Source organism: Mycolicibacterium aichiense (assembly GCF_010726245.1).
GTDB classification, from domain to species: Bacteria; Actinomycetota; Actinomycetes; order Mycobacteriales; family Mycobacteriaceae; genus Mycobacterium; species Mycobacterium aichiense.
The window spans coordinates 2,926,594-2,947,319 of record NZ_AP022561.1 but is presented as its reverse complement, the minus strand read 5'-3'; the positions used below and the strand labels follow the sequence as shown (position 1 = coordinate 2,947,319).

Below are 20,726 nucleotides of genomic sequence, written 5' to 3'. Positions count from 1 at the left end.
GCCTGCACCTCCGGTGAGGATCGTTTGCTTCAGGTCACGCTTACCCAGAAGGCGCATACTCGCCTAGGTGACTCCATTGCAGCGCTACATCGCCGAAGAGATTGCCACGGATCACGTCGACGGCCTGCTGAGCCGCCGCGAAGCGCTGCGGCGGCTGGCGCTGCTGGGGGTAAGCACCGCAGCTGCAAGCGCGCTGATCGCCGCGTGCTCCGGCGACAAACCCAAGGCCGCGACGTCGTCGCCGACACCGTCGGCCTCCGCGTCGACGTCCGCGTCACCCCCGCCCGGTATGGCCACGGCGCTGCCCACCGAACCCATCACCTGGACCGGCCCGCACGGGCAGCTACAGGGCGCCTGGGCGCAGGCGGCCAGCCCACGCGGAGGCGTGCTGGTCATCCACGAGAACAAGGGCCTCAACGACTGGGTGCGCACCGTCGCCGGCCGGCTGGCCGGGATCGGGTACTCCGCGCTGGCCATCGACCTGCTCTCCGAGGAGGGCGGCACCGCCACGTTCACCGACCCCGCTGCCGCGACCGCCGCACTGGGCACCGTTGCACCCGAGCGCTTCGTCGCCGACCTGCGGTCCGGACTCGATGAAGTGGCGCACCGGACACCCGGGGAGAAGCTCGCCGTCGTCGGCTTCTGCTTCGGTGGCGGCCTGGTGTGGCGGCTGCTGGCCGCCGGTGAGTCCCGGCTGGCCGCCGCCGTGCCGTTTTACGGTCCGCTGCCCGACAATCCGACTTTCACCGGCTCGAAGAATGCGGCAGTACTGGGCTTGTACGGTGCCCTCGACCAACGGGTCACGTCCTCGGAGCCCGCCGCCAAGGCGGCGCTCGATCAGGCCGGCCTCGTCAACGACCTGATCGTCGAGCCCGACGCCGACCACGCGTTCTTCAACGACAGCGGTCCGCGCTACAACCCGGTCGCGGCCGCCGACGCATGGACACGGGTGCAGGACTGGTTCACCCGCTATCTGGCTTAGTCGTCGAGCCGGACGGTGACGGTCACCCGGCCGCGCGCATCCCGGGTGGCCACGGCGTGACCGGCACGGTGCGCGCCGCCGAGCAGGATGGTCAGCGGGCCGCCCTCGCCGGTGAAGTTGCGCCACCACTTCTTGCCATCCGGCATCGCGACGCCGATGAGGATGTCCGAGCCGCGACGGCGGTAGCCGACCGGCAGCACCACGGTGCGGCCGGTGCGCCGGCCGGTGTAGCGGATCTCGGTCAGCCCCAGCCCGACGATGCGGCCCCACCTCGGCGACGTGATCAGTGCGGTGGCACCGCGATTGACCGCAGCGGACGCCGCGCGGAACACATCCGAAATCTGCACGTCACCAACGCTAGACCACACGGGGCTGTTCACCGCGTGTTCAAGACGCGGAGGGGCGGGGGTCGCCATCCGCACATCGCCACACGATCGGATACGGCCATGATGAGGGTCGCGCAGGTCGCGAACTTCTACGGCCCCCGGTCGGGCGGATTGCGTACGGCGGTCGACCGGCTGGGCGCGGAGTACTGCGCCGCCGGCCATGAGGTGTTCCTGATCGTGCCCGGACCGACGGCCACCCACACCACGCTGCCCAGTGGCGTCACCCGAATCTCGGTGCCCGCCAGAGCTATTCCGTTCACCGGCGGCTACCGCGCGGTGATGCCTGCGCCGGTGACCACACTGCTGGAGCAGTTGGCGCCAAATGCCATCGAGGTGTCGGACCGGTTCACCCTGCGCTCGCTGGGCCGGTGGGGTGCGCGACAGGGCGTCACCACCGTGATGATCTCGCATGAACGCCTGGATCGGCTGACCGGTCAGATCATGCCCAAGCGGCTGGCTCGCCGGATCGCCGACCTGGCGAACCGCCGCACCGCGGCGAACTACGACACGGTGCTGTGCACCACCAGTTTCGCCCGCGAAGAGTTCGACCGTATCGGCGCCACCAATGTGATGACGGTGCCGCTGGGTGTCGACCTGGACATGTTCCATCCCCGGCGGTTCTGCACGCGTACCCGCAATCGCTGGGCCGCCCCGGGGCAGGTGCTGCTGGTGCACTGCGGCCGGCTGTCGGTGGAGAAGCGCGCCGACCGGAGCATCGATGCGCTTGCCGCGCTACGTGATTCGGGTGTGGATGCCCGGCTGGTGATTGCCGGCGACGGGCCGATGCGGGCACGGCTGCAACGCCAGGCGGCGCGGCTGCCGGTGGATTTCACCGGCTTCATCGATTCGCGCAACGCCGTCGCCACCCTGTTGGCCTCCGCCGATGTGGCGCTCGCGCCCGGTCCGCACGAAACGTTCGGACTGGCCGCGCTGGAAGCACTTGCCTGCGGGACGCCGGCGGTCGTGTCGCGCACCTCCGCATTGTCCGAGATCCTCACTTCGGACAGCGGTGCCTGCGCCGACAATGATCCGCACGCGATCGCCGCGGCCGTCGCCGGGGTCATCGACCGCCCCGAGCAGCAGCGCCGGTATTGCGCCCGGCGGCGGGCCGAGACGTTCACCTGGCCGCGGTCGGCGGCGGGCATGCTGACGGCGCTGAGCGGTTTGGCCCATGGCCGCGACGGGAACGCCGTCAATTGACGGTGCCGAATCAGCGGCCCGCTCCACTGAAGGAGCCAGCATGGCCTCGAACAATGTCGTGTGGATAGTCATCGCGGTAGTCGTTGTGCTCGTCGTGATCGGTTTGCTTGTCTGGGTCGGTCGCAAGCGCCAGGTCACCCGCCGGGTCGCGCAGGCCGACGACATCCGCGAAGAAGTCCGTCAGGAGCAGCTCAAGCTGCAGCACCGTGAAGCGGTCGCCGACGAGACTGCTGCCAAAGCCCGTGCCGCACAGGCCGAGGCGGAAGCGAAGGCCGCCGAGGCGGCCCGTCTGGAGGCGAACGCCGCCAAGCATCGCGACGATGCGGCCGCGCACCGCGAGGAACTCGACGAGCGCGCCTCGCACGCCGATTCCCTGGACCCGAGGGTCAAGGAGCAGGAGCGTGCCGAGTCAGTCGCGCGAGGGGATCAGGCCGGGCGCGCCGAGGCTGACCGGTAGCTCGGCCCACCCGCGCAACACCCGGGTGTCGCGGCGGCTGCCGAGCCCGGCCAGCTGGGCCTCGGGGAAGTGCGTGAAGAAGCGTCGCAGCCCCACCTCGCCCTCGGCCCGCGCCAGCGCCGCACCGAGGCAGAAGTGCCGACCACCCGAAAAGGCAAGGTGTTTACCGGCATTCGGCCGGCTGACGTCGAAGCGGTGGGGATCCTCGAACACCGCCGGGTCGCGGTTGGCGGCGGCGAGGTAGATCGCCACCATCTCGCCCGCCCGAACCGTGGTGCCGGCCACCTCGGTGTCTCGCAGGGCAATCCGCGCCGACAGTTGCACCGGTGACTCCAGGCGCAGGATCTCTTCGACCGCGCCCGGCCACAGCGACGGATCCTCCTGCAGCCGCGCGAGTTGGTCTGGGGAGTTGAGGAGCAACCGAATCCCGTTGCCCAGCAGGTTGACTGTGGTTTCGAACCCGGCGGCGAGCACCAGTCCGGCGACGCCGGCCAGCTCGCTCTCATCGAGGTGCCGACCCTCGTCCGAGGCGGCGATCAGCTGGCTCATCAGGTCGTCGCCGGGATGCTCCCGCAGCGCCCGTAAGTGCGCGGACAGCCACAGGTTGAATCCGGCGAGGCCCTTCTGCACCCGCAGGTATTGCGACCAGGGCAACCCGACATCCAGGCTCGGCGCGGCGAGCTCGCCGAACTCGAGGATCCGCGGCCGGTCGGCTTCCGGGACCCCGAGGATGTCGCCGATCACCGAAACGGGCAACTGCGCGCAGTATCGCTCGACGATGTCGACGACACCGGGACCGTCGGTGAGCTGGTCGAGCAGATCGGCCGCGGTGTCCTCGACCCGGTCGCGCAGGGCGGTCACCGCGCGCGAGGTGAACACCGACGAGACCGTCTTGCGGTAGCGGGTGTGCTCGGGCGGCTCCACCGCCAGCAGGGACGGCGGCCGCAGCGGATGCAGTAGGTCGTCGCGGGTGTGCCGCTCCACCCAGCGCAGCGGCTTGGGCAGGTTGCCGCCGAGGATGATCACCCGGAAGTCGTCGGAGCGCAGCAGTTCGTGGGCCACCGCGTGGTCAAGGGTCAGATAACCCAGCCGAGTGGGAAGCATCGGACCCTGCGGACGCATCTCTTCGAAGAACGAGACCGGGTCGGTGCGCACCGCCGGGTCGAACGCCATCCGGGCCTGCGGGTCGCCGCGACGCGCCGCCACACCGGCCGCCGCTCGGATCACGCCGTGCATCACCAACCAGTGCACCCGCTGCTTCATGTCCATCACGCTACGAGGGCCGCACCGTCCGCGCCACAACCTCAGGCGGGCGCCCAGCTCACCGGCAGTCGCTTGATGCCATGGATGAACGCCGACAGCAGCATCGAGGGCTCCTCGGTGACCGCGATATCCGGCATGCGCCGGTGCAGCTCGTCGAACACGACCGCGATCTCACGGCGGGCCAGGTTGGCGCCCAGGCAGAAGTGCGCACCGCCGCCACCGAACCCGACATGATGGTTGGGGGTGCGGGTCACGTCGAAGAGGTACGGGTTGGCGAACTTGTCCTCGTCGCGGTTGGCCGAGGCGTACCACATGGTGACCTTGTCGCCCTCGGCCATCTTGACCCCGCTGAGCTCGATGTCGCGGGTGACGGTGCGGCGCATGTAGATCACCGGCGACGCCCAGCGGACCACCTCCTCGACCGCGGTGTCGGTGACGCCGGCGAAGTCGTCCCACCAGATCTTGCGCTGTTCGGGATAGCGGGTCAGCGCGAGCACGCCGTGGCTGATCGCATTGCGGGTGGTCTCGTTGCCCGCCACGGCAAGCAGGATGAAGAACGACGCGATCTCGGCCGACGTCAGCCGCTCCCCGTCGACCTCGGCCGCCACCAGCGATGTGGTCAGGTCCTCCCGCGGATTGACCCGCCGGTCCTCTGCCAGCGCGGTGGCGTAGGCGCCGATATCGAAGGCCACCTTGAGAAACTCGTCGAAGTCGGTGGTCAGGTCCGGGTCGCCGAAGCCGAGAATTATGTTGGTCCAGTGGAAGATCCGGTCGTGGTCGTCCTCGGGAATGCCCATCATGTCGCAGATGACCTGCAGCGGCAGCGGGCCGGAGAGCTCGGTGACCAGTTCGGCATTGCCGTCCGGATGATTGGCGATCATCGACGACACCAGTTGCTGCGCGCGGTCGCGCACCGAGGCCTCGGTGCGGGCCACCACCTTGGGGGTGAAGGCGCTGCGGACGATGTTGCGCAGGCGAGCGTGCCGCGGGTCGTCCAGCGCGATCATCGAGCCGAAATACTCGGCGACCTCCGGGATCTGATCACCGATCGTGATGTTCGGATAGGAGCTGAAGATGTCCGGGTGACGGCTGGCGTAGAAGACGTCGTCGAGCTTGGTCAGCGCCCAGTGGCCGGGACCTGCCTCGATACCCTCGAATTCGACCTCGTGGAAAAACTTGATCGGGGCCTCGCGGCGCAGGGTGGCGAACGCGCCGTCGCGCAGCGCGTCGTCCATGCCCCAGAACTCGAAGGTGCCCAGATTGATGTCCTCGAGCGCCATTTCGGGCGGCTGCTGGCCATTGACTCGTGTGGCGATGCCCATGGGAGACGACATTAGAGTCCGCGGCCCACGCTCGTGTTCATTTCCCGATTCAGGCAAGCTGGCTCCCACGATGACGCGCACCTCGACGACATTGCGTTTCGGCCTGCTGCTCACGCTGGCAAACGGCTTCCTGGACGCCTACACCTACCTCGCCCGCGGCGGGGTGTTCGCGAACGTGCAGACAGCCAACGTCATCCTGTTCGCGCTGGACACCAGTCAGGGCAAGGTCAGCGCGGCACTTGCGCATGTGTGGCCACTTCTGGCGTTCTTCGCCGGTGTGGCGCTGGCCTCGCATCTGAAGTCGGGCCGGGTCGAGAGATACCTGAAGCATCCGCTGCGCTGGACGATGCTGCTGCAGGCCATAGTGCTGTTCATCATCGGGTTCGTCCCGACCACGGTGGCGCACAGCTATGTGACGGTGCCGATCTCATTCGTTGCGGCCATGCAGATCGGGTTGTTCCGCAATGTCGGCGATTTCGTGTATCTGCCGGTGGCGACGACCGGCAACCTGATGCGTCTGGTGGAAAGCGGTTACACCGGTTTCGTGGACCGCGACGCGACGGCGCGGCAGGCGTTCACCACATATGCGGCGCTGACGGTGTTCTTCACCGGCGGCGCGGTGGCCGGCGCCTTCGCCACCCGCGCCTGGAACGCGCACGCGATCTGGATCCCGGCCGCCGTTTTGTCCGTCACGCTGATCTTGTTCGTCGTCGACGAACGCAAGGGAGTGGAGCCATGAATCTGCCGCCGTTGCAATGCCGCTCGTGCGGCCGGGAGTTCGACGTCGCCGAGCTGGTATGGCGATGCCCGTGTGGCGGGGTGTTCGACGTCATCGGGACGTGGCGGCCCGACGGTGACTCGGTGCTGCCGGTACCCGTCGGCGCTTCGATCACCCTGGGTGAGGGCAACACCCCGATGATCCGGTCGAAGACGTTGCCTTCCGTCCGCTTCAAGCTCGAATTCCTCAGTCCCACTCTGTCTTTCAAGGACCGTGGTGCGGTGGTCCTGGCGGCGCTCGCCGAACGGCTCGGAGTCGGGGAGGTCGTCGTCGACAGCAGCGGCAATGCCGGAACCGCGGCCGCGGCGTATTTCGCCAGGGCCGGCATCGACTGCCAGGTGCTGGTTCCGGCGTCGACCTCGCCGGAGAAGCTCGCCCAGATCCGGGCGCACGGCGCCGCGCTGACGCTGGTGCCGGGGGACCGCGCCGCCACCGCCGCGGCGGCCGCACGGGTTGCCCAGCGCCCCGGCATCTTCTACGCCAGTCACGTCTACCACCCGTATTTCATGCACGGCGTGAAGATCTATGGATACGAGATCTGGCAGCAGAACGGACGCCGCCTGCCGTCGGCGGTGCTGGTTCCGGTCGGCAATGGGACGCTGCTGCTCGGTTGTCACCTGGCCTTCACCGAGTTGGTCGCTGCCGGGCTGGCCGACCGGATACCGGCGCTGATCGCGGTCCAGGCGGCCGGGTGCGCACCGCTGACGGCGGTGTGGGACGGCGGGGACCCGGCGCTGGGGTCCACGGTGGCCGAGGGCATCGCGATCACCGCGCCGCCCCGGGCCGAGCAGATCCTGGCCGCGGTGAGCGACTCCGACGGCGTGATTGTCAGCGTCGACGACGACGCGATCGTGGCGGGGCGTCGTGCGCTGGGCGGCGAAGGCTTGTTCGTCGAGCCGACGGCGGCGGTCTGCTACGCCGCGGCCGCCGGCGCAGCCGGCCGATCAGGGCCGGACTGGCAGCGGATCAACGATCTGTTGGCAGCAGGCGACGTGGTGATTCCGTTGTGCGGCGCAGGTCTCAAGCATCCGGGCGATTGAACTGTGCCCCAGCGGGGAAGCATGAAGCATGGCAACCTACCGCGTGATCAACCCGCATGGCGACGTCGTCGACACCAAAGACATCGAGAGCGCCGAGGACGCGCACGCGTGGTTCGTCGACTCACGCGCCGACAACTCTGAACTGGGCTGGCGGATGGAGGTCGAGCACGACGGCGAGTGGAGCTTCTTCGACGACACCGAGGGCAGCTCGGACTGAGCGCCGGCCGACGGGACCTCAGGCCAGGTCCCACCCCATGTTGCGGGCGAAGGTGACCGCATCCTCGGAGATGGTTCCCAACTTCTTGGACGTCTCGATGTAGCCCTTGACCATCGGCATGAAGTTCATCGGGTTGTAGGCGTCTTCCTCGTAGCTCCACAGCCCGTCCCCGGCGTACTTGAGCACCGAGATGTTGGGTTCCTCGTGGATGCTGCCGTCGCCGGGATCGCGCATCCGGTTCTGGAATTCGCAGATCACCCAGCCCTTGTCCACATCGATGGAGTGCCAGGTCGACGGGAACCACGGCATCTCGGTACCGGGAAAAGTGTTCATGGTCTTGACGATCCAGCTGCGGATCGCTTCCCGACCACGGAATGTGCCGTACGAGTGCTCCACATAGGTGGCGTCCTCGGTGAACTGGTCGGCGAACCGCGACCAGTCCCAGCTGTCGGCGATACCGACGACGACCTGCTTGTGTTCCTCGAACGCGGACTCGATCTCTTCGTGTGACCACCGACCCATGCACCGGTTGTATCAAACCGACCGGCATCCGCGGCGAGGATTCAGTCGTTCTCGACGACCTTCTTGATCCGTTCCAGCGTGGTGCGCATGTCGCGTTCGTTTCGTCGGACCCGCAGAAATCCGCCGAACACCTCGAACACCCGGATGAGCGCCGATTTCGGCATCCAGAAGGATTCGGTCACGTCGGTGCCGTCACCGCGTGTGTCCAGCCGGTAATGCCAGTTGTTGAGTGCCTTGTCGCCGGCAAGGACAGCGAAGCCGAATTCACGTCCCGGCTCGCAGGCGGTGACGCGGCATGTTGTCCAGTAGACCGGGCCGATCTCGTTGCGCCGCACGTGCCCGCGGAATTTCGCGCCCAGCGCAGGTCCGGTGGCACCGTCGAGCCATTCGGACTCGAACACTTCGGGTGAGAACTCACCGGTCCTGGTGATGTCGGCGATCACATTCCAGATCTTGTCGGCCGGTGCGGCCATGTGCACTGTCACGGAGCCTTCCATGGGACCTGATCCTATGCAGCCGGCGACCACGGCCGACCCGCTATGCGGCGTAGCGTTGGCAGACATGGGGTTTGGAGTGCGAATTCGGCTGCCGATGGTGATCGTGGACCGCCACGTGGCCTCCCCGCCGGACGCGGTCTGGACCGTGCTGACCGATCTGGAGGCGTGGCCGCAGTGGGGCCCGTCGATCAGTGGCGCCGCCCTCGATTCCGGGGGCAGGTATCTGTCGGCGGGCTCGACCGGAACGGTGCGGGCCATCGGTGGTGTCACTGTGCCGTTCGCGGTCACGGAATTCGATGCGGGACGACGCTGGGCGTGGTCGGTCGTGGGCGTGCCGGCCACCGCTCACGGCGTCGATCCTGCGCCGGGTGGGTGCCGGGTCTGGTTCGAGGTGCCGTGGTGGGCCGCGCCGTACACCGCGGTGTGTGCGATTGCCTTGCGCCGCATCGATTCTCTGGCGGCTACGCGGATGTGACGTGCGGGATCTCCGGCTGCAGGAACACGTCGTTGAGGGTGACTGTGCGCAGATTGCGCGAGCGGATCACATCGATCAGTGCGGGGAAGACGTGCGTGACCGGCGGATGGTTGAGGTGGCCGATCACGATGTTCTGCTGAATGAAGTACTGATCGGCCATCTTCACGATGAAGTCCTCGGCGACCAGCGTGGAGTCGGCCAGCGAGCCCGCCCACAAGGTCGGAACCCGGTACCCCAGATCGGCGGCCACCGCGTCGACGTCGTCATTGTGATTTCCGTATGGCGGGCGGAAATACGGTGTGGCATCGGTTCCGAACGTATTGCGCAGGAACTGGTCGTTGCGCTGTAGCTGATCGGCGACCTGCTCCTTGGTCAGGGTGGTGAGGTCGGGGTGGGACCAGGTGTGGTTGCCCAGCTGGATCTGGCCGGAGTCCACCAGCGGCCGCAACAGGGCCGCGTTGTCGCGCCAGGAGTCGTAGACCCCGTTGACGAAGAACGTGAGGCGGATGCCGGTGTCGTTGGCCAACTGGGTGTAGAGCCGGACCACTTCGGAGTTCACCCCGTCGTCGACGGTGAGCGCCAGCAGGTCGCCTTTGCCGGGGATCCGGGTCAGTTCGCCGCCGCCGGGCAGCGCGATCCGCGCCGTGGTCGGCGGCGGCGGCAGGAGCGGTGCCGCGCCGATCGGTGGCGGGGGAGCCTTGGCCGCCAACGGCGGATTGGTCTGCGACATCGCGATCGCGCTGGACGCGCCGACCAGTCCGGCCGAGGCGAACAAGCCGATCACGAATTGGCGGCGGGTTACCTCGGGCACGTCACGATCCCACAACCCCGAGTCACATCCGTAACACCCGTCACACCGATAGGCTAAGCTGCGCGACCGCCGAAACCCGGTACATCCGCCGCTGTGTCGCCGTCCGGACCGGGTTACCGTGGCGAGGTGAGCGACGTGAAAATCCGCTTCGGGATCAGCTTCGGTAGCGGAGTCGAGGATCTACCCCGCGTCGTCGACCGGCTCGAGGCGGCCGGTATCGACTCACTGTGGTTTTCGGAGCTGGTGTACACCCCGGCCGTCGACCCGTTCGCCGGGATGGCGTACACGCTGGGCCGCACCACCCGCCTCAAAGTCGGCACCTCGGTGGCGGTGCTGCCCGGGCGCAACCCCGTCCTGGTCGCCAAACAACTGGTGTCACTGGCCGCCCTCGGCCCCAAGCGGGTGCTGCCGGCGTTCGGTCTGCGTCCGGCCTCGAAGGCGGAGTGGGACCTGTTTCCGGTGCCCGACGGTCAGCGCGCGGCGGTGTTCGACGAGGCACTGGAAGTGGTGCGCGCGTTGCTCAGCGGCGACGACGTCACCTTCGAGGGCAAGTACTTTCAGCTCGCCGGCGTTTCGCTGGGCATCCGTCCGCCGGTCCCGGTGGAGGTCTGGCTCGGCGGTTCGGCACCGGCCGCGTTCCGCCGGATCGGGCGGCTGGCCGACGGCTGGCTGGGCAGCTTCCTCACTGCCGACGAAGCGCGGGCGGCCCGGCAGAGCATTGAACGCGCCGCGGCCGAGGCGGGCCGTACGGTCGAACCGGACCACTACGGGCTGAGCCTGGCCGTCGCCGACGGACACCTGCCCGACGAGGTCGCCGCCGCCATCAGATCCCGACGCTCTGACGTGGATCCGGCCGAATTGATCGCCGGGGATTGGCCGCAACTGCACCGGCAGCTCGACGGGCTGATCGCCGCGGGTCTGAGCAAGTTCGTCATCCGACCGGTCGGCAACACCCCTGCCGACGAGTTCATCGAACGTTTCATCCACGAGCTGTTGCCCCGGCAGAACTGATCCGGCAAAGTCTCGTTGATGTCGAACCACTTCACCGGCTTGAGCCTTGGCCCGCCACTGGGCGATCAGCGACTGGATCTGTGCGATCTCTACGCATTTCAGTCGCCGGCCGACGCGAACCGTACGGTGCTCATCTTGAACGCCAACCCGAACGCCGACGCGCTGCATCCCGATGCCATCTACCGGCTGGCCGTCGACAACAACGGTGATCTGCGCAACGACATCGCGTTCAGCTTCGTGTTCTCCGAGCCCGAGGACGGGCGGCAGACCGTCGACGTCTTCAAGGCGGTCGGTGACGATGCGGAATCACCATATGCGGTGGGGGAGAAGATCTTCGAGAACGTCCAGGTGTCGTTCGGTGAAACCGCGAACGTCGTCGAGTACGACGGCTACACGTTCGCCGCGGGTGCGCGCAGCGACGCGTTCTTCTTCGACTTCGACGGCATCAAGAATCTGTTCGACATCACCGGCGGGCGCAACTTCACCGCGCCGCACCTCGGCGGTGAGTCACCGTGGACCGGGGTGGACTCCAACAAAACCGCCAACGTGTTCTCGATCGCCATCGAACTGCCGACCGCCGAATTGGGGCCCGACCCCGATCTGCGGATCTGGGGGCGTTGCAGCCTGAACCGTGACGGCGAACTGCTGCACGTCGACCGCGCCGGGCACCCGTCGGTGAGCAGTTTCTTCAACACCGATGACACCAAAGAGGAGTACAACGCCAGCGAGCCGATCCGCGACCGGGAGCGCTGGATCGGGCAGTTCATCCACTTGATGGGCCATACCGGCGGCTACACAGACGACGAGGCCATCGAGGCGATCGACACCGAGGGCACGCTGCCGGACATGTTGACCTTCGACCCCGCCAAGCCCGCGAAATACCCCAACGGTCGGACGTTCACCGACGACGTGATCGACTACCGGCTGGCGTTCCTGACCAAAGGTGATTGCCCGCCAAGCGGTCTCGCCCCCCACACCGATACCCTCGAGGTCTTTCCGTACCTGGGCAACCCGCACCCGACGAGCTAGGACCCGCAGTACGACCGGGTCGCCGAGTCCAGCGCGGTGCGGTAGAGATCATCGAACCGGCGCTGCCCGGCCACGTCGTTCTTGGCCGCGTCCAGTTCGGCCCGGCAGGCCGGCGAGCTCAAGACCGGCCACTGCGCGGCGATCTGCTCGACGATCTGGCGGTTCAGGCCGTCGATGACCGAACGGGAGGACGCCAGATCGGGGGCCGACGACGGCGCCCCGGCGGGGTCGAACTTCCACCCTGCGAACCGGGCGTATTCGACGGCCTCGGTTGCGTTGATCTGATTGGTGAACACCGTGGTTACGTAATCGGTTGGCACACCACGGGATTCGGCGTCCTTGGACACCGCATCCAGCACCACCTTGACCCGCGCGGGGTCGGTGATCGGTCCGCCGGTCAGCCACTTGTTGGCGGCCACCGCATCCGCGGTCTGCAGGCGCTGTGCCGCGGCATCGACCAGGTCGTACAACGGCTCGGGCGAATCGGCCCACGCCGGCGCGGCGGTCGCGACCGCCACCATCGTCATCATCGCCGCGGAGCCGCGCGCCAGGGCAGTGGTCAGATAAGTCGTCATATCAGGTCAGCCGACCGGGCCTGAACCGAGAACGATGGGCGCACTGCGCGGAGCGCCCTCGCGGTCAATCCAGCTCAGGATGATGGTGTCACCCGGGCGATGGCTGTCCATGAAGTTCGAGAGGTCCGTGGCCGTGTTGATCGCGATCCCGTCCGCGGCGGTGATGACGTCACCCGGCGCAAGCCCGGCTCCGCGGGCCGCGGTGTCCGGGAGTACCTGGCGCACAACGGCTCCGGGCGGTGCGCCGGGGCCGGGATCGGCTATCCCGACGCCGATGAACGCGGTGTCCCCGATATGAATGCCGGGGCCGCCCCCGGAGCGGATCGCCCCTGCGACGCCGAGCGCGCGGTCGATCGGGATGGCGAAGCCCTCACCGCCGCGCACGTTGCCCATCCGATAGGTGAGGGTGGCCGCGACGGTCACGCCGACCACCTGGCCGGCGGCGTTGACCAGCGGGCCACCCGAGTCGCCCGGCCGGACGTCGGCGGCGACCCGGATCAGATCGGTGAGTTCACGTGAGCCACCACCGGATTCGTCGGACGCGCGAACGGAGGCACCCAGCTGGGTGATGTTGCCCGGCGAGAAGCTCGGCGCACCGCCGGCGCCACCGGCATTGCCGATCGCGGCGATGGGGTCACCGACCGCCAGCCCCGACGAGGTGCCCAGCGAGGCGACCGGCAGATCACTGGCACCGCGCAGCCGCACCAGCGCGATGTCGTTGGCACGGTCATAGCCGATGACGTCGACGGGATAGGTGCGGCCGTTGGCCAGGCTGGTCGCGGTGATACCGGTGGCACCCTCGATGACGTGGTTGTTGGTCAGGACCTCGCCGCTGGGATCGAGGACGATGCCGGTTCCCGCGCCGACCGCGCTCTGGTAGTTCAGGGTCGTGTTGATGTCGACCAGACCCGGGGTGACCTGGCCCAGCACGGTGGACTGATCGAGTGGAGCCAGGGGAGCCGGCCCGACGTACACCGGGGCGGCGTGGGCCGGCGCGGTGAGCAGGCCGGGAACCAGTAGGAGGGCGGCCAGCACGGTCGACAGCCGGCGCCCACGACGAAATGGCTTTGCGTCCATGACTCAACTTTGCCCGAAAAGCCGCGTACATAACATTCGGGTGGCCTTTTGGCCGCTCGCGGCGTTGCTGAGCGCCCCGCTGCTGTTTGGTGCATCACATTTGTGGGCAGTCCGGTTCCAGCATCACGTCCCCCGGCATCGAACGCGAAGGAATCCGATCGTGAGCACTCCAGAACGCTCCGAAAGAACCGGCGAACAGCAGCCGGAAGGTGAAAAGCCGGTGCCGGACGACAACGCGAAGGCAAAAGCTAAAGAAATGATGACGGCTTACGAGGACCGGCCCACCGCAGTGTTGCCAGGATCGGAGAACACCGTGACCGGCACCGCCGTCAACGACTGGCTTGACGAGGAAGGACAGCCCATATACGGCAAAAACGAGGACGCGGACAAATCCTCGTAACAGCTGACACCCAGCTCCCTGCCAGTTTGCTCAAGTGGGGAGTTCCTGCGGGGTCGCGTAGGCTACCCGGGATACGTCACCAGGGGAGTGCGACTGGTCTCGCGGGGGTGGACCGGAGTGCAGACGCAAGAACAGGACATCGAGCTTTTGAATACACCCGCGAAAACGCCGCATATGGAGCCGCACTTCGACGATGTGCAGCACCACTACGACCTGTCCGACGACTTTTATCAGCTGTTCCTGGACCGGACGCAGACCTATAGCTGTGCCTACTTCGAACGCGATGACATGTCGCTCGAGGAGGCGCAGATCGCGAAGATCGATCTCTCGCTCGGCAAGCTCGGGCTGCAACCCGGCATGACCTTGCTCGACATCGGCTGCGGCTGGGGCGCGACGATGATGCGGGCACTGGAGAAGTACGACGTCAACGTCGTCGGCCTGACCCTGAGCAAGAACCAGGCTCTGCACGTCCAGCAGCTCTTCGACGAGTCCACCAGCACTCGGTCCAAGCGGGTTCTGCTGGAGGGCTGGGAGCAGTTCGACGAGCCAGTCGACCGCATCGTGTCCATCGGTGCCTTCGAACACTTCGGCTACGACCGCTACGACGCCTTCTTCACGATGGCGTACGACGCGCTGCCCGCCGACGGCGTGATGCTGTTGCACTCCATCGTCTTGCCGAGCGATGAAGATTTCGCGGCGCGCGGCATGCCGATCACCATGCGACACCTCAAGTTCTTCAAATTCATCATGGATGAGATCTTCCCCGGCGGCCGCCTGCCCAAGGTGACGGATGTCCAGGACCGCGCGACCCGCGCCGGATTTGTCGTCAACCGCATCCATCCACTGCGATTGCACTACGCGCGGACTCTGGAGATCTGGGCCGCGGCACTGGAAAAGAACGAGGAAGAAGCGGTAGCCCTGCAGTCCCGCGAGGTGTACGACCGGTACATGAAGTACCTGACCGGGTGCGCTGAACTGTTCCGCGAGGGGTACACCGACATCTGCCAGTTCACCCTGGCCAAGGGCTGACCCTGCGGTCAGCCCCGGCCTGTGGGTTCGACCATCGAGACGTATCCCCCGGCGTACGCCGCATCACGATGTCAACCGTGACGCTACGGGTGCCGACGGCCCATCGTCGCGGGCCGAAGGCCCACACCTCCTAGGGCCATTGGTCCTTTGCTCGGTGTCACTATCGTGATCACATGCCCGCCGTGACTGTCCTTCGCTCTCGGCCCGCGACGCTGCTCATCGCCGCAGCGCTGTTGGTCAGTCTGACACTGGGCCTGAGTTTCGTTGCGTTGCACCATTTTCGGGACCTGCGTGGCGCGGCGGTCGATCCGGTGGCGCAGCCGCTGAGCGACGACCAGGCCAGGGCGCAGGTTCTCGGGCCTGCGCGCCAGATCGCCGGCGCAGGCAAGCTAGCGAACGTCAGTGCCAGCTATCTGCTGATGTCGTGTACGAATGCCGACGCGCCGCCGTACCAAGGTGCGATCTACCTCAACTTCGATGTGCCAGGCGTTCTTCAGACGCCGAAGTACTTCGACTCGATCGCGACGGCCATGCGGAACGAAGGCTGGGCCGAGGCGATGCCGCCGAATCGCCACCCCGGCGGACGGACCTTCACCCGGGACGGGGTCACCGTCATCTACTTCCGCAACGACGACACCAGCAATCGGGCCACGATGCAGATCTACGGCGAATGCCGCAACACCACCGATCACCGCCGAGACGCCACCGGGTGGGTTGACGTCACCGCGGCGCTACGCCGCTGAGCTGGACGGACCCGTTCCCGTTCCGGTGGCCGGTTTCGCCGGAGTAGGGACTTTGGTCCCTGAATCCGGGGCCTTCAACCCGTACCTGGTACGCCGGGTCACACATAGAATCTGGTCATGACCTACGTGATCAGCAGTGCGTGTGTCGACGTCAAGCACAAGGCCTGCATGCAGGAATGCCCGGTCGACTGCATCTACGAGGGTGACCGGACCATGTACATCAACCCCGTCGAATGCGTGGAATGCGGCGCATGCCGGATTTTGTGCGAGGTCGACGCGATCTACTTCGAATCCGACCTGCCGGACGAGGAGAAGAAGTTCCTCGCCGACAACGCGGCCTTCTTCACCGAGGTCCTGCCGGGTCGCGACGCCCCGATCGGCAATCCGGGCGGAGCCTGCGAACTCGGCCCGGTCGGGGTGGACACCCCACTGGTCGCCGCGCTGCCGGTACATCAGTCCTGACCAACTCGGCACTCCTCGTCGACATCGTCGAGCCCACCGTTATCGCATCGTCGCCGTAGCGGGACCGAACAGCGCTCATTCGCCGGTATAGGCCGGGCGCGGGTAGGCTCCACGGAGATCGAAGACGACCACGCTGTCCCGGTTCGCTTCCTGCGCTTCCAGCGAAGTGCGCTCATCAGGCCATCGGTGCCTCTGCGCGTGCTGTGTGAGGCCGGCGAAGTCTGCACCGGAGAGGAGTGCTTCAAGTTGGAGACCGTCCTGGGACTGTCGATGACCCCAACCACTGTCGGCCTCGTCCTGGTTGAAGGCGACGGAGCCGAAAGCGCAACGAAGGGCCATGACGCCTTCGAGGTGCGTCGCGGCGGGTTCAGCCCCGTGACCACCTCGGAGTTTGTCGCCGAGGCGCTGTCGCGGACACAGGCCATCGCCGGCGGGCAGCGGCTGCAGTCCATCGGCGTGACATGGAGCGACGACGCCTCCGTGGAGGCCTCGCTGTTGCTCGACTCGCTGGCCGACTGCGGCTTCGCCAACGTGATCCCGATCCGCCTGCCCGAAGCCACCGAGGCGTTCGCGCGCGGAATCGGACAGGTCATCGGATCCGACGTCACCGCCGTATGTGTTGTCGAGCCCGAAGCCATCGTGGCGTTGATCGTCGATGCGCACGAGGGCACGGTGCAGACCGCCGTCAGCTACGCCCTGGAAACCGACGAGGACCTGATCGACTGGCTGTCTGAGATGCTGGGCGCCAGCGAATGGGAGCCCGACGGCCTGGTCCTGCTCGGCTCGGGCGACGGATTGGAGCCGATCGCCCGCAGCCTCGAGCAGATGCTGGGCATTCCGGTCTTCGCACCCGCCGAAGCCGAACTGGCGCTGGCTCGCGGTGCAGCCCTGGCCTCGGTCAACGGCATCGGCGTGTTCGACGATCACCTGCTCGACCTCCCGGTGCCGCCGCCGGCCCGCCGCCGCGAATCGGTGGCGCTGCGCGGCGCGACGGCCCTGCTGGCCGGCGGTGTGGTGGCGTTCGTGGTGTCGGCCTCGGTGGCTGTCGGCCTCGAACTGCTGCCCGACCACGCGGCGCGTCCCACCCATCGCGACGTGGTCAACACCGCCGAGACGCCCCCGCTCCGCCCGGTCACCGCGCCCGAGGCGCCCGAGGCGCCCAAGGCCGCGCCTGAGGCGCTCGCAGGCGCCGACGACGGGTCGCGCCCGGCTCAGGCGCCGCAACCCACCAGCGAGCCTGTCTTCGACAGCGCCCCGGTGGTCGCGATGACGATGAATGTGCCTGCACCGCCGCCCGAGGCGCCACCCGCCGGGGTCGACGCCGACCCCGAGGCACTCCCGCCGGTCGAACCGGCGGCCGCACCGCCGGTCGTGGCCACCGTGCCACCGGTGAACCAGCCGAAGCAGACGTTGCGGCAGCGCATCTGGGAGCGCGTGCACGGCGGATAGCCGCCCGGCTTTCGCTGTCGTGCGACCATTGCGCGCATTCCGTCGCCCATGGGCGCGGTTACGGCATGTCACCGCATGTTTGGCGGGCGCCGCCGAGCGGAACATCTACACTTTCACTTTGCTGTTCGCCCACGTGAGGACCCGAGCCATGGCCAAAGCAGTTCGACGCGCAATCGCCGTCGCAGGGATCGCGGTGCTGTCATTGGCGGCTTCGGTGCAGACCAGCACGGCGGCCGTCGCTCCGTCCATCGACGGCGCGACAGTCGCTTCCGTTGCGCCCACCAACGGGCAGGTCGTCGGAGTGGCCATGCCGATCACCGTGACGTTCACCAAGCCGATCACCGACCGGTGGGCGGCGCAGCAGACGATCAGCGTGACGACACCGGCCTCAGTGGCGGGCCGGTTCGACTGGCTCGACGACAAGACCGTGCAGTTCGTGCCCGACCAGTACTGGCCCGCACACTCTGAGATCACGATGATGGCCGGCGGAATTCCGCGGACGTTCGGCACCGGGGCGATCGTGCTCGGCGTCGCCGACATCTCGGCGCACACGTTCACGGTCAGCATCGACGGACAGGTGGCCCGTCAGATGCCGGCATCGATGGGCAAGCCCAAGCATCCGACCCCGGTGGGCAGCTTCAACGTTCTGGAGAAGCAATCCACGGTCGTGATGGATTCGCGCACGATCGGTATTCCGCTGAACGACCCGGAGGGCTACAAGCTCACCGTGAGCGACGCCGTCCGCGTCACCTGGGGCGGGGTGTACGTGCACTCCGCGCCGTGGTCGGTCGGTTCGCAGGGCTACGCCAACGTCAGCCACGGCTGCATCAACCTGAGCCCCGACAACGCGTCGTGGTACTTCAACCAGGTCCACATCGGCGACCCGGTCGTCATCAACGCTTAACTGCCGCAGGGCTTTCCGCATCGATCGCGTGTAGGTTCCTGGCCGTCGGCGAGGTCGGTACCGAAGCCGCATCGGGATAGGTGCGCAGCACCCGGTCCGCGGTGCCCGGTGTGGTCACCCCGAACCAGTAGTGCTCGTTCTTGAAGTGATGTAGCCGGTGATCGCGCCAGATCACCCGGTAGGCAGCGGTTTTCGGCTTGTAATCGGTGTGCACCAGGTAGTGGCACCATTCGTAGAGCAGCCCACAGGTCAGCATCACCACCAAGAACGTCAGCCCCATCCCGGTGCGGGGGAACAGCCACAGCCCGATCACCACCGCGGAGACCACCGCGCCGATGGCCGACTGCAGCGGGATGAACACCAGGTCCACGTCGCGGGGGGCCATGTGGTGCTCACGGTGCTTGCGGGCGAGCATCGGGTCGACGGTGAACCGGCCGACGCGGCGTGGCCGCCAGTGCAGGACGAAGACGTGAATCATCCACTCCAGGAACGGGAATGCCGCCGCGATCGCGAACGGCACCACCGCATCGCCGAGCCGCCAGTCGCCGACCGCGACGCGGGCGATCACCGCCCCGGTCAGCGCCACGAGGAACAGCCACGGGGTGGGATGCCGCCAGAATTCGCGGCCCGCGTCGGCCAGCGTGAGACTGCGGCGGGCGTTGGTCGATGCACTCACTGTTGGTCCTCCAGTGCGGTCAGGGCGGTCACCAATGCGGTGGTGGCCGGCTGCAGGAGCTCACGGGCAGCTGTCGCTGCCTCGTCCGGTGTGCCCGCCGCGATGGCGCGGGCGACGGTGCGGTAGGCCTGCGTCTGGCCGACCTCGGCGGCCATCAGGGTGGCCAACGCGGGCAGCGCCGGTTCGTAGGCGGCCCGTAATGTGTTGAACATCAACCGAAATGCGATGGAGTCGGCACCGTCGACAACGTGATCCCAGAACTCCAGCGCATGCCGCTGCTGATCGAGCGGGTCCTCGGCCGATTCGAGCGCGGCGATCGATCGTTCGAGCAGATCCGCCAGCCCGTCCGGATGGCGCAACGCGGCCAGTTCGGCCACCTTCGGCCCGTTGTGCAGGCGGGCTTCGAGGATGCTGCGGGCCACCGACACGTCGAGTTGCCCACCGCGCAGCAGCAATTGGGGGAGTAGATCGAGGCCGGCATGCCTGCGGAAGTCCCGGACGGTGGTGGCGTCACCTTGGCGTACTTCGACGAGGCCCGCGGCGGCGACCCGCTTGAGCGCTTCCCGGACAGCGGGCCGGGAGACCCCGAGCACCTCGGCCAGCCTGCGCTCGCTGGGAAGCGGTTCGCCCGGTTGCATCTCGCCGCTGAGGACGTCGGCGAGGATCTGCTCGAAGACGTCCTCGGGAACGGAACGCCGGCTCACGGGCTGCAATGCCATGCCGCCAGCATGCCCCCGTCCCGGCCACAGGTCAAGTGGTCAGACCAGTTCTCTCATCAGCCAAACCGACGAGTGGCAGAAGAAATGCGAGAAGAACCCCGCGCAACGTCGATCTCGGCGGTGGCGATCACCTCGGGTGGCGCGCGGTGAACCTCAGCGTCACCTCGTCGGCCACCTTCAGCGTCCCCACGAACAGCGAGTACGGCTTGACCCCGAATTCTGTCTGGACCACGGCCACCTCGGTGGACATCACCCACATCCCGTCATGCTCCTCGACGGCCAGATCAACCGACTGCGGGCGCGTCGTGCCGTGGATCGTGACAGAGCCCGCGAGGCGGTAGCCGCCCGTAGTCGGGCTGATGCTCTCGGTGTCGAAGCTGATCTGCGGAAATTTCTTGGCATCGAGAGACTTCAGTGCGTTCGAGCGGACCACACCCTTCTCGGGGCCGGTCAGCGGCGTCACGCCACCCTCACCCCTGACCACCTGCAACGAGTCGACGTCGACCACCAGTCGGGCCGCGACCGGCTCGTCCCCTCGCCACTGGACCTGCGCCTGCCAGGACGCAAAGGTGATGGTCAGGCGATGCCCCATCTTGGCGGCCGGCCCCCCGACTCCGGTGAAAATCTGCAGTTCACCCTCGGCGGCGGTCAGTGTCCAGGAGGTATCGGTCACGCCTGCACTGTATCGGCCTGTGCCACAAG

At 67.3% G+C, this 20,726-nt stretch carries 26 protein-coding genes; 15 read left to right on the top strand and 11 right to left on the bottom strand.

Annotated elements, in window-relative coordinates:
- Nucleotides 1-67: 67 nt before the first annotated feature.
- On the top strand, nt 68-982 hold the full coding sequence (locus G6N32_RS14340; protein ID WP_115320159.1) for a dienelactone hydrolase family protein: 915 nt from the start codon (nt 68-70) through the stop codon (nt 980-982).
- On the opposite strand, the gene G6N32_RS14335 is transcribed toward G6N32_RS14340, so the two are convergent.
- Complete coding sequence (locus tag G6N32_RS14335) at nt 979-1,329, bottom strand: hypothetical protein (RefSeq protein WP_197935839.1); 351 nt, start codon at nt 1,327-1,329, stop codon at nt 979-981. The genes G6N32_RS14340 and G6N32_RS14335 overlap by 4 nt on opposite strands.
- A 102-nt stretch (nt 1,330-1,431) precedes the next feature.
- Between G6N32_RS14335 and G6N32_RS14330 the strand changes: the two genes are divergently transcribed.
- Together G6N32_RS14330 and G6N32_RS14325 are read left to right on the top strand one after the other, a co-directional pair.
- The gene (locus G6N32_RS14330) at nt 1,432-2,568 is read left to right on the top strand and encodes a glycosyltransferase (protein ID WP_115321189.1); all 1,137 of its coding nucleotides are present in this window, start codon (nt 1,432-1,434) and stop codon (nt 2,566-2,568) included.
- Nucleotides 2,569-2,608: 40 nt separating this feature from the next.
- Nucleotides 2,609-3,025, top strand: coding sequence for a hypothetical protein (locus G6N32_RS14325; protein ID WP_115320158.1), 417 nt, complete (start codon nt 2,609-2,611; stop codon nt 3,023-3,025).
- On the opposite strand, the gene G6N32_RS14320 is transcribed toward G6N32_RS14325, so the two are convergent.
- Together G6N32_RS14320 and G6N32_RS14315 are read right to left on the bottom strand one after the other, a co-directional pair.
- Nucleotides 2,978-4,288: a cytochrome P450 gene (locus tag G6N32_RS14320; RefSeq protein ID WP_115321187.1), complete on the bottom strand. Its 1,311-nt coding sequence runs from the start codon at nt 4,286-4,288 to the stop codon at nt 2,978-2,980. The two genes, G6N32_RS14325 and G6N32_RS14320, sit on opposite strands and share 48 nt — an antisense overlap.
- 41 nt (nt 4,289-4,329) lie before the next feature.
- Complete coding sequence (locus G6N32_RS14315; RefSeq protein ID WP_115320157.1) at nt 4,330-5,622, bottom strand: cytochrome P450; 1,293 nt, start codon at nt 5,620-5,622, stop codon at nt 4,330-4,332.
- 58 nt (nt 5,623-5,680) lie between these two features.
- On the opposite strand from G6N32_RS14315, the gene G6N32_RS14310 reads away from it, so the two are divergent.
- Genes G6N32_RS14310 through G6N32_RS14300 form a run of 3 tightly spaced genes read left to right on the top strand, consistent with a single transcriptional unit; the run spans nt 5,681 to nt 7,645 of the window.
- Nucleotides 5,681-6,349, top strand: a complete 669-nt coding sequence (locus tag G6N32_RS14310) for a YoaK family protein (RefSeq protein ID WP_115320156.1) — start codon at nt 5,681-5,683, stop codon at nt 6,347-6,349.
- Nucleotides 6,346-7,428 carry a pyridoxal-phosphate dependent enzyme gene (locus tag G6N32_RS14305; protein ID WP_232077672.1) on the top strand — a complete coding sequence of 361 codons (1,083 nt, stop codon included), beginning with the start codon at nt 6,346-6,348 and terminating at the stop codon, nt 7,426-7,428. The genes G6N32_RS14310 and G6N32_RS14305 overlap by 4 nt, the downstream gene beginning before the upstream one ends.
- Nucleotides 7,429-7,456: 28 nt before the next feature.
- Nucleotides 7,457-7,645: a hypothetical protein gene (locus G6N32_RS14300; protein WP_083119178.1), complete on the top strand. Its 189-nt coding sequence runs from the start codon at nt 7,457-7,459 to the stop codon at nt 7,643-7,645.
- Nucleotides 7,646-7,663: 18 nt separating this feature from the next.
- Here G6N32_RS14300 and G6N32_RS14295 read toward each other — a convergent pair whose 3' ends face one another.
- Nucleotides 7,664-8,167 (bottom strand): nuclear transport factor 2 family protein, encoded by a 504-nt coding sequence (locus G6N32_RS14295; RefSeq protein ID WP_115320155.1) that lies wholly within the window; start codon nt 8,165-8,167, stop codon nt 7,664-7,666.
- A gap of 41 nt (nt 8,168-8,208) precedes the next feature.
- A complete protein-coding gene (locus G6N32_RS14290; protein ID WP_115320154.1) occupies nt 8,209-8,664 on the bottom strand; it encodes an SRPBCC family protein in 456 nt (151 codons plus the stop codon).
- A gap of 64 nt (nt 8,665-8,728) precedes the next feature.
- Here G6N32_RS14290 and G6N32_RS14285 point away from each other — a divergent pair, with 64 nt between their 5' ends.
- On the top strand, nt 8,729-9,139 hold the full coding sequence (locus tag G6N32_RS14285) for an SRPBCC family protein (RefSeq protein ID WP_232077670.1): 411 nt from the start codon (nt 8,729-8,731) through the stop codon (nt 9,137-9,139).
- Here the strand turns inward: G6N32_RS14285 and G6N32_RS14280 are convergent.
- Complete coding sequence (locus G6N32_RS14280) at nt 9,126-9,950, bottom strand: polysaccharide deacetylase family protein (protein ID WP_115320153.1); 825 nt, start codon at nt 9,948-9,950, stop codon at nt 9,126-9,128. The two genes, G6N32_RS14285 and G6N32_RS14280, sit on opposite strands and share 14 nt — an antisense overlap.
- Nucleotides 9,951-10,085: 135 nt before the next feature.
- Between G6N32_RS14280 and G6N32_RS14275 the strand changes: the two genes are divergently transcribed.
- Both G6N32_RS14275 and G6N32_RS14270 read left to right on the top strand, forming a co-directional pair.
- Nucleotides 10,086-10,961: a TIGR03854 family LLM class F420-dependent oxidoreductase gene (locus G6N32_RS14275; RefSeq protein ID WP_115321184.1), complete on the top strand. Its 876-nt coding sequence runs from the start codon at nt 10,086-10,088 to the stop codon at nt 10,959-10,961.
- Between the two features lie 18 nt (nt 10,962-10,979).
- Nucleotides 10,980-11,990, top strand: a complete 1,011-nt coding sequence (locus tag G6N32_RS14270; RefSeq protein WP_115320152.1) for a DUF4331 family protein — start codon at nt 10,980-10,982, stop codon at nt 11,988-11,990.
- On the opposite strand, the gene G6N32_RS14265 is transcribed toward G6N32_RS14270, so the two are convergent.
- Together G6N32_RS14265 and G6N32_RS14260 are read right to left on the bottom strand one after the other, a co-directional pair.
- Nucleotides 11,987-12,565: a chorismate mutase gene (locus G6N32_RS14265; RefSeq protein WP_115320151.1), complete on the bottom strand. Its 579-nt coding sequence runs from the start codon at nt 12,563-12,565 to the stop codon at nt 11,987-11,989. The genes G6N32_RS14270 and G6N32_RS14265 overlap by 4 nt on opposite strands.
- A gap of 6 nt (nt 12,566-12,571) precedes the next feature.
- Complete coding sequence (locus G6N32_RS14260; RefSeq protein WP_115320150.1) at nt 12,572-13,642, bottom strand: S1C family serine protease; 1,071 nt, start codon at nt 13,640-13,642, stop codon at nt 12,572-12,574.
- 160 nt (nt 13,643-13,802) lie between these two features.
- Here G6N32_RS14260 and G6N32_RS14255 point away from each other — a divergent pair, with 160 nt between their 5' ends.
- The 6 genes from G6N32_RS14255 (at nt 13,803) to G6N32_RS14230 (ending at nt 18,629) form a co-directional block, all read left to right on the top strand.
- A complete protein-coding gene (locus G6N32_RS14255) occupies nt 13,803-14,042 on the top strand; it encodes a hypothetical protein (RefSeq protein ID WP_115320149.1) in 240 nt (79 codons plus the stop codon).
- A 174-nt stretch (nt 14,043-14,216) separates the two neighbouring features.
- Complete coding sequence (locus G6N32_RS14250; protein WP_115320148.1) at nt 14,217-15,071, top strand: cyclopropane mycolic acid synthase family methyltransferase; 855 nt, start codon at nt 14,217-14,219, stop codon at nt 15,069-15,071.
- A gap of 173 nt (nt 15,072-15,244) precedes the next feature.
- A complete protein-coding gene (locus G6N32_RS14245) occupies nt 15,245-15,814 on the top strand; it encodes a lipoprotein LppJ family protein (protein WP_115320147.1) in 570 nt (189 codons plus the stop codon).
- 117 nt (nt 15,815-15,931) lie between these two features.
- Nucleotides 15,932-16,276, top strand: coding sequence for a ferredoxin (gene fdxA / locus G6N32_RS14240; protein WP_102806264.1), 345 nt, complete (start codon nt 15,932-15,934; stop codon nt 16,274-16,276).
- Between the two features lie 186 nt (nt 16,277-16,462).
- Nucleotides 16,463-17,725 carry a DUF7159 family protein gene (locus tag G6N32_RS14235; RefSeq protein WP_419538687.1) on the top strand — a complete coding sequence of 421 codons (1,263 nt, stop codon included), beginning with the start codon at nt 16,463-16,465 and terminating at the stop codon, nt 17,723-17,725.
- 148 nt (nt 17,726-17,873) lie between these two features.
- On the top strand, nt 17,874-18,629 hold the full coding sequence (locus G6N32_RS14230) for a L,D-transpeptidase (protein WP_115321183.1): 756 nt from the start codon (nt 17,874-17,876) through the stop codon (nt 18,627-18,629).
- Here G6N32_RS14230 and G6N32_RS14225 read toward each other — a convergent pair.
- From G6N32_RS14225 to G6N32_RS14215, 3 genes are all read right to left on the bottom strand, one after another.
- On the bottom strand, nt 18,619-19,305 hold the full coding sequence (locus G6N32_RS14225) for a sterol desaturase family protein (RefSeq protein WP_115320145.1): 687 nt from the start codon (nt 19,303-19,305) through the stop codon (nt 18,619-18,621). The two genes, G6N32_RS14230 and G6N32_RS14225, sit on opposite strands and share 11 nt — an antisense overlap.
- Nucleotides 19,302-20,024 carry a FadR/GntR family transcriptional regulator gene (locus G6N32_RS14220; RefSeq protein ID WP_115320144.1) on the bottom strand — a complete coding sequence of 241 codons (723 nt, stop codon included), beginning with the start codon at nt 20,022-20,024 and terminating at the stop codon, nt 19,302-19,304. Before G6N32_RS14220 ends, G6N32_RS14225 begins: the two co-directional genes overlap by 4 nt.
- A 127-nt stretch (nt 20,025-20,151) precedes the next feature.
- Complete coding sequence (locus G6N32_RS14215; RefSeq protein ID WP_115320143.1) at nt 20,152-20,697, bottom strand: YceI family protein; 546 nt, start codon at nt 20,695-20,697, stop codon at nt 20,152-20,154.
- Nucleotides 20,698-20,726 lie beyond the last annotated feature (29 nt).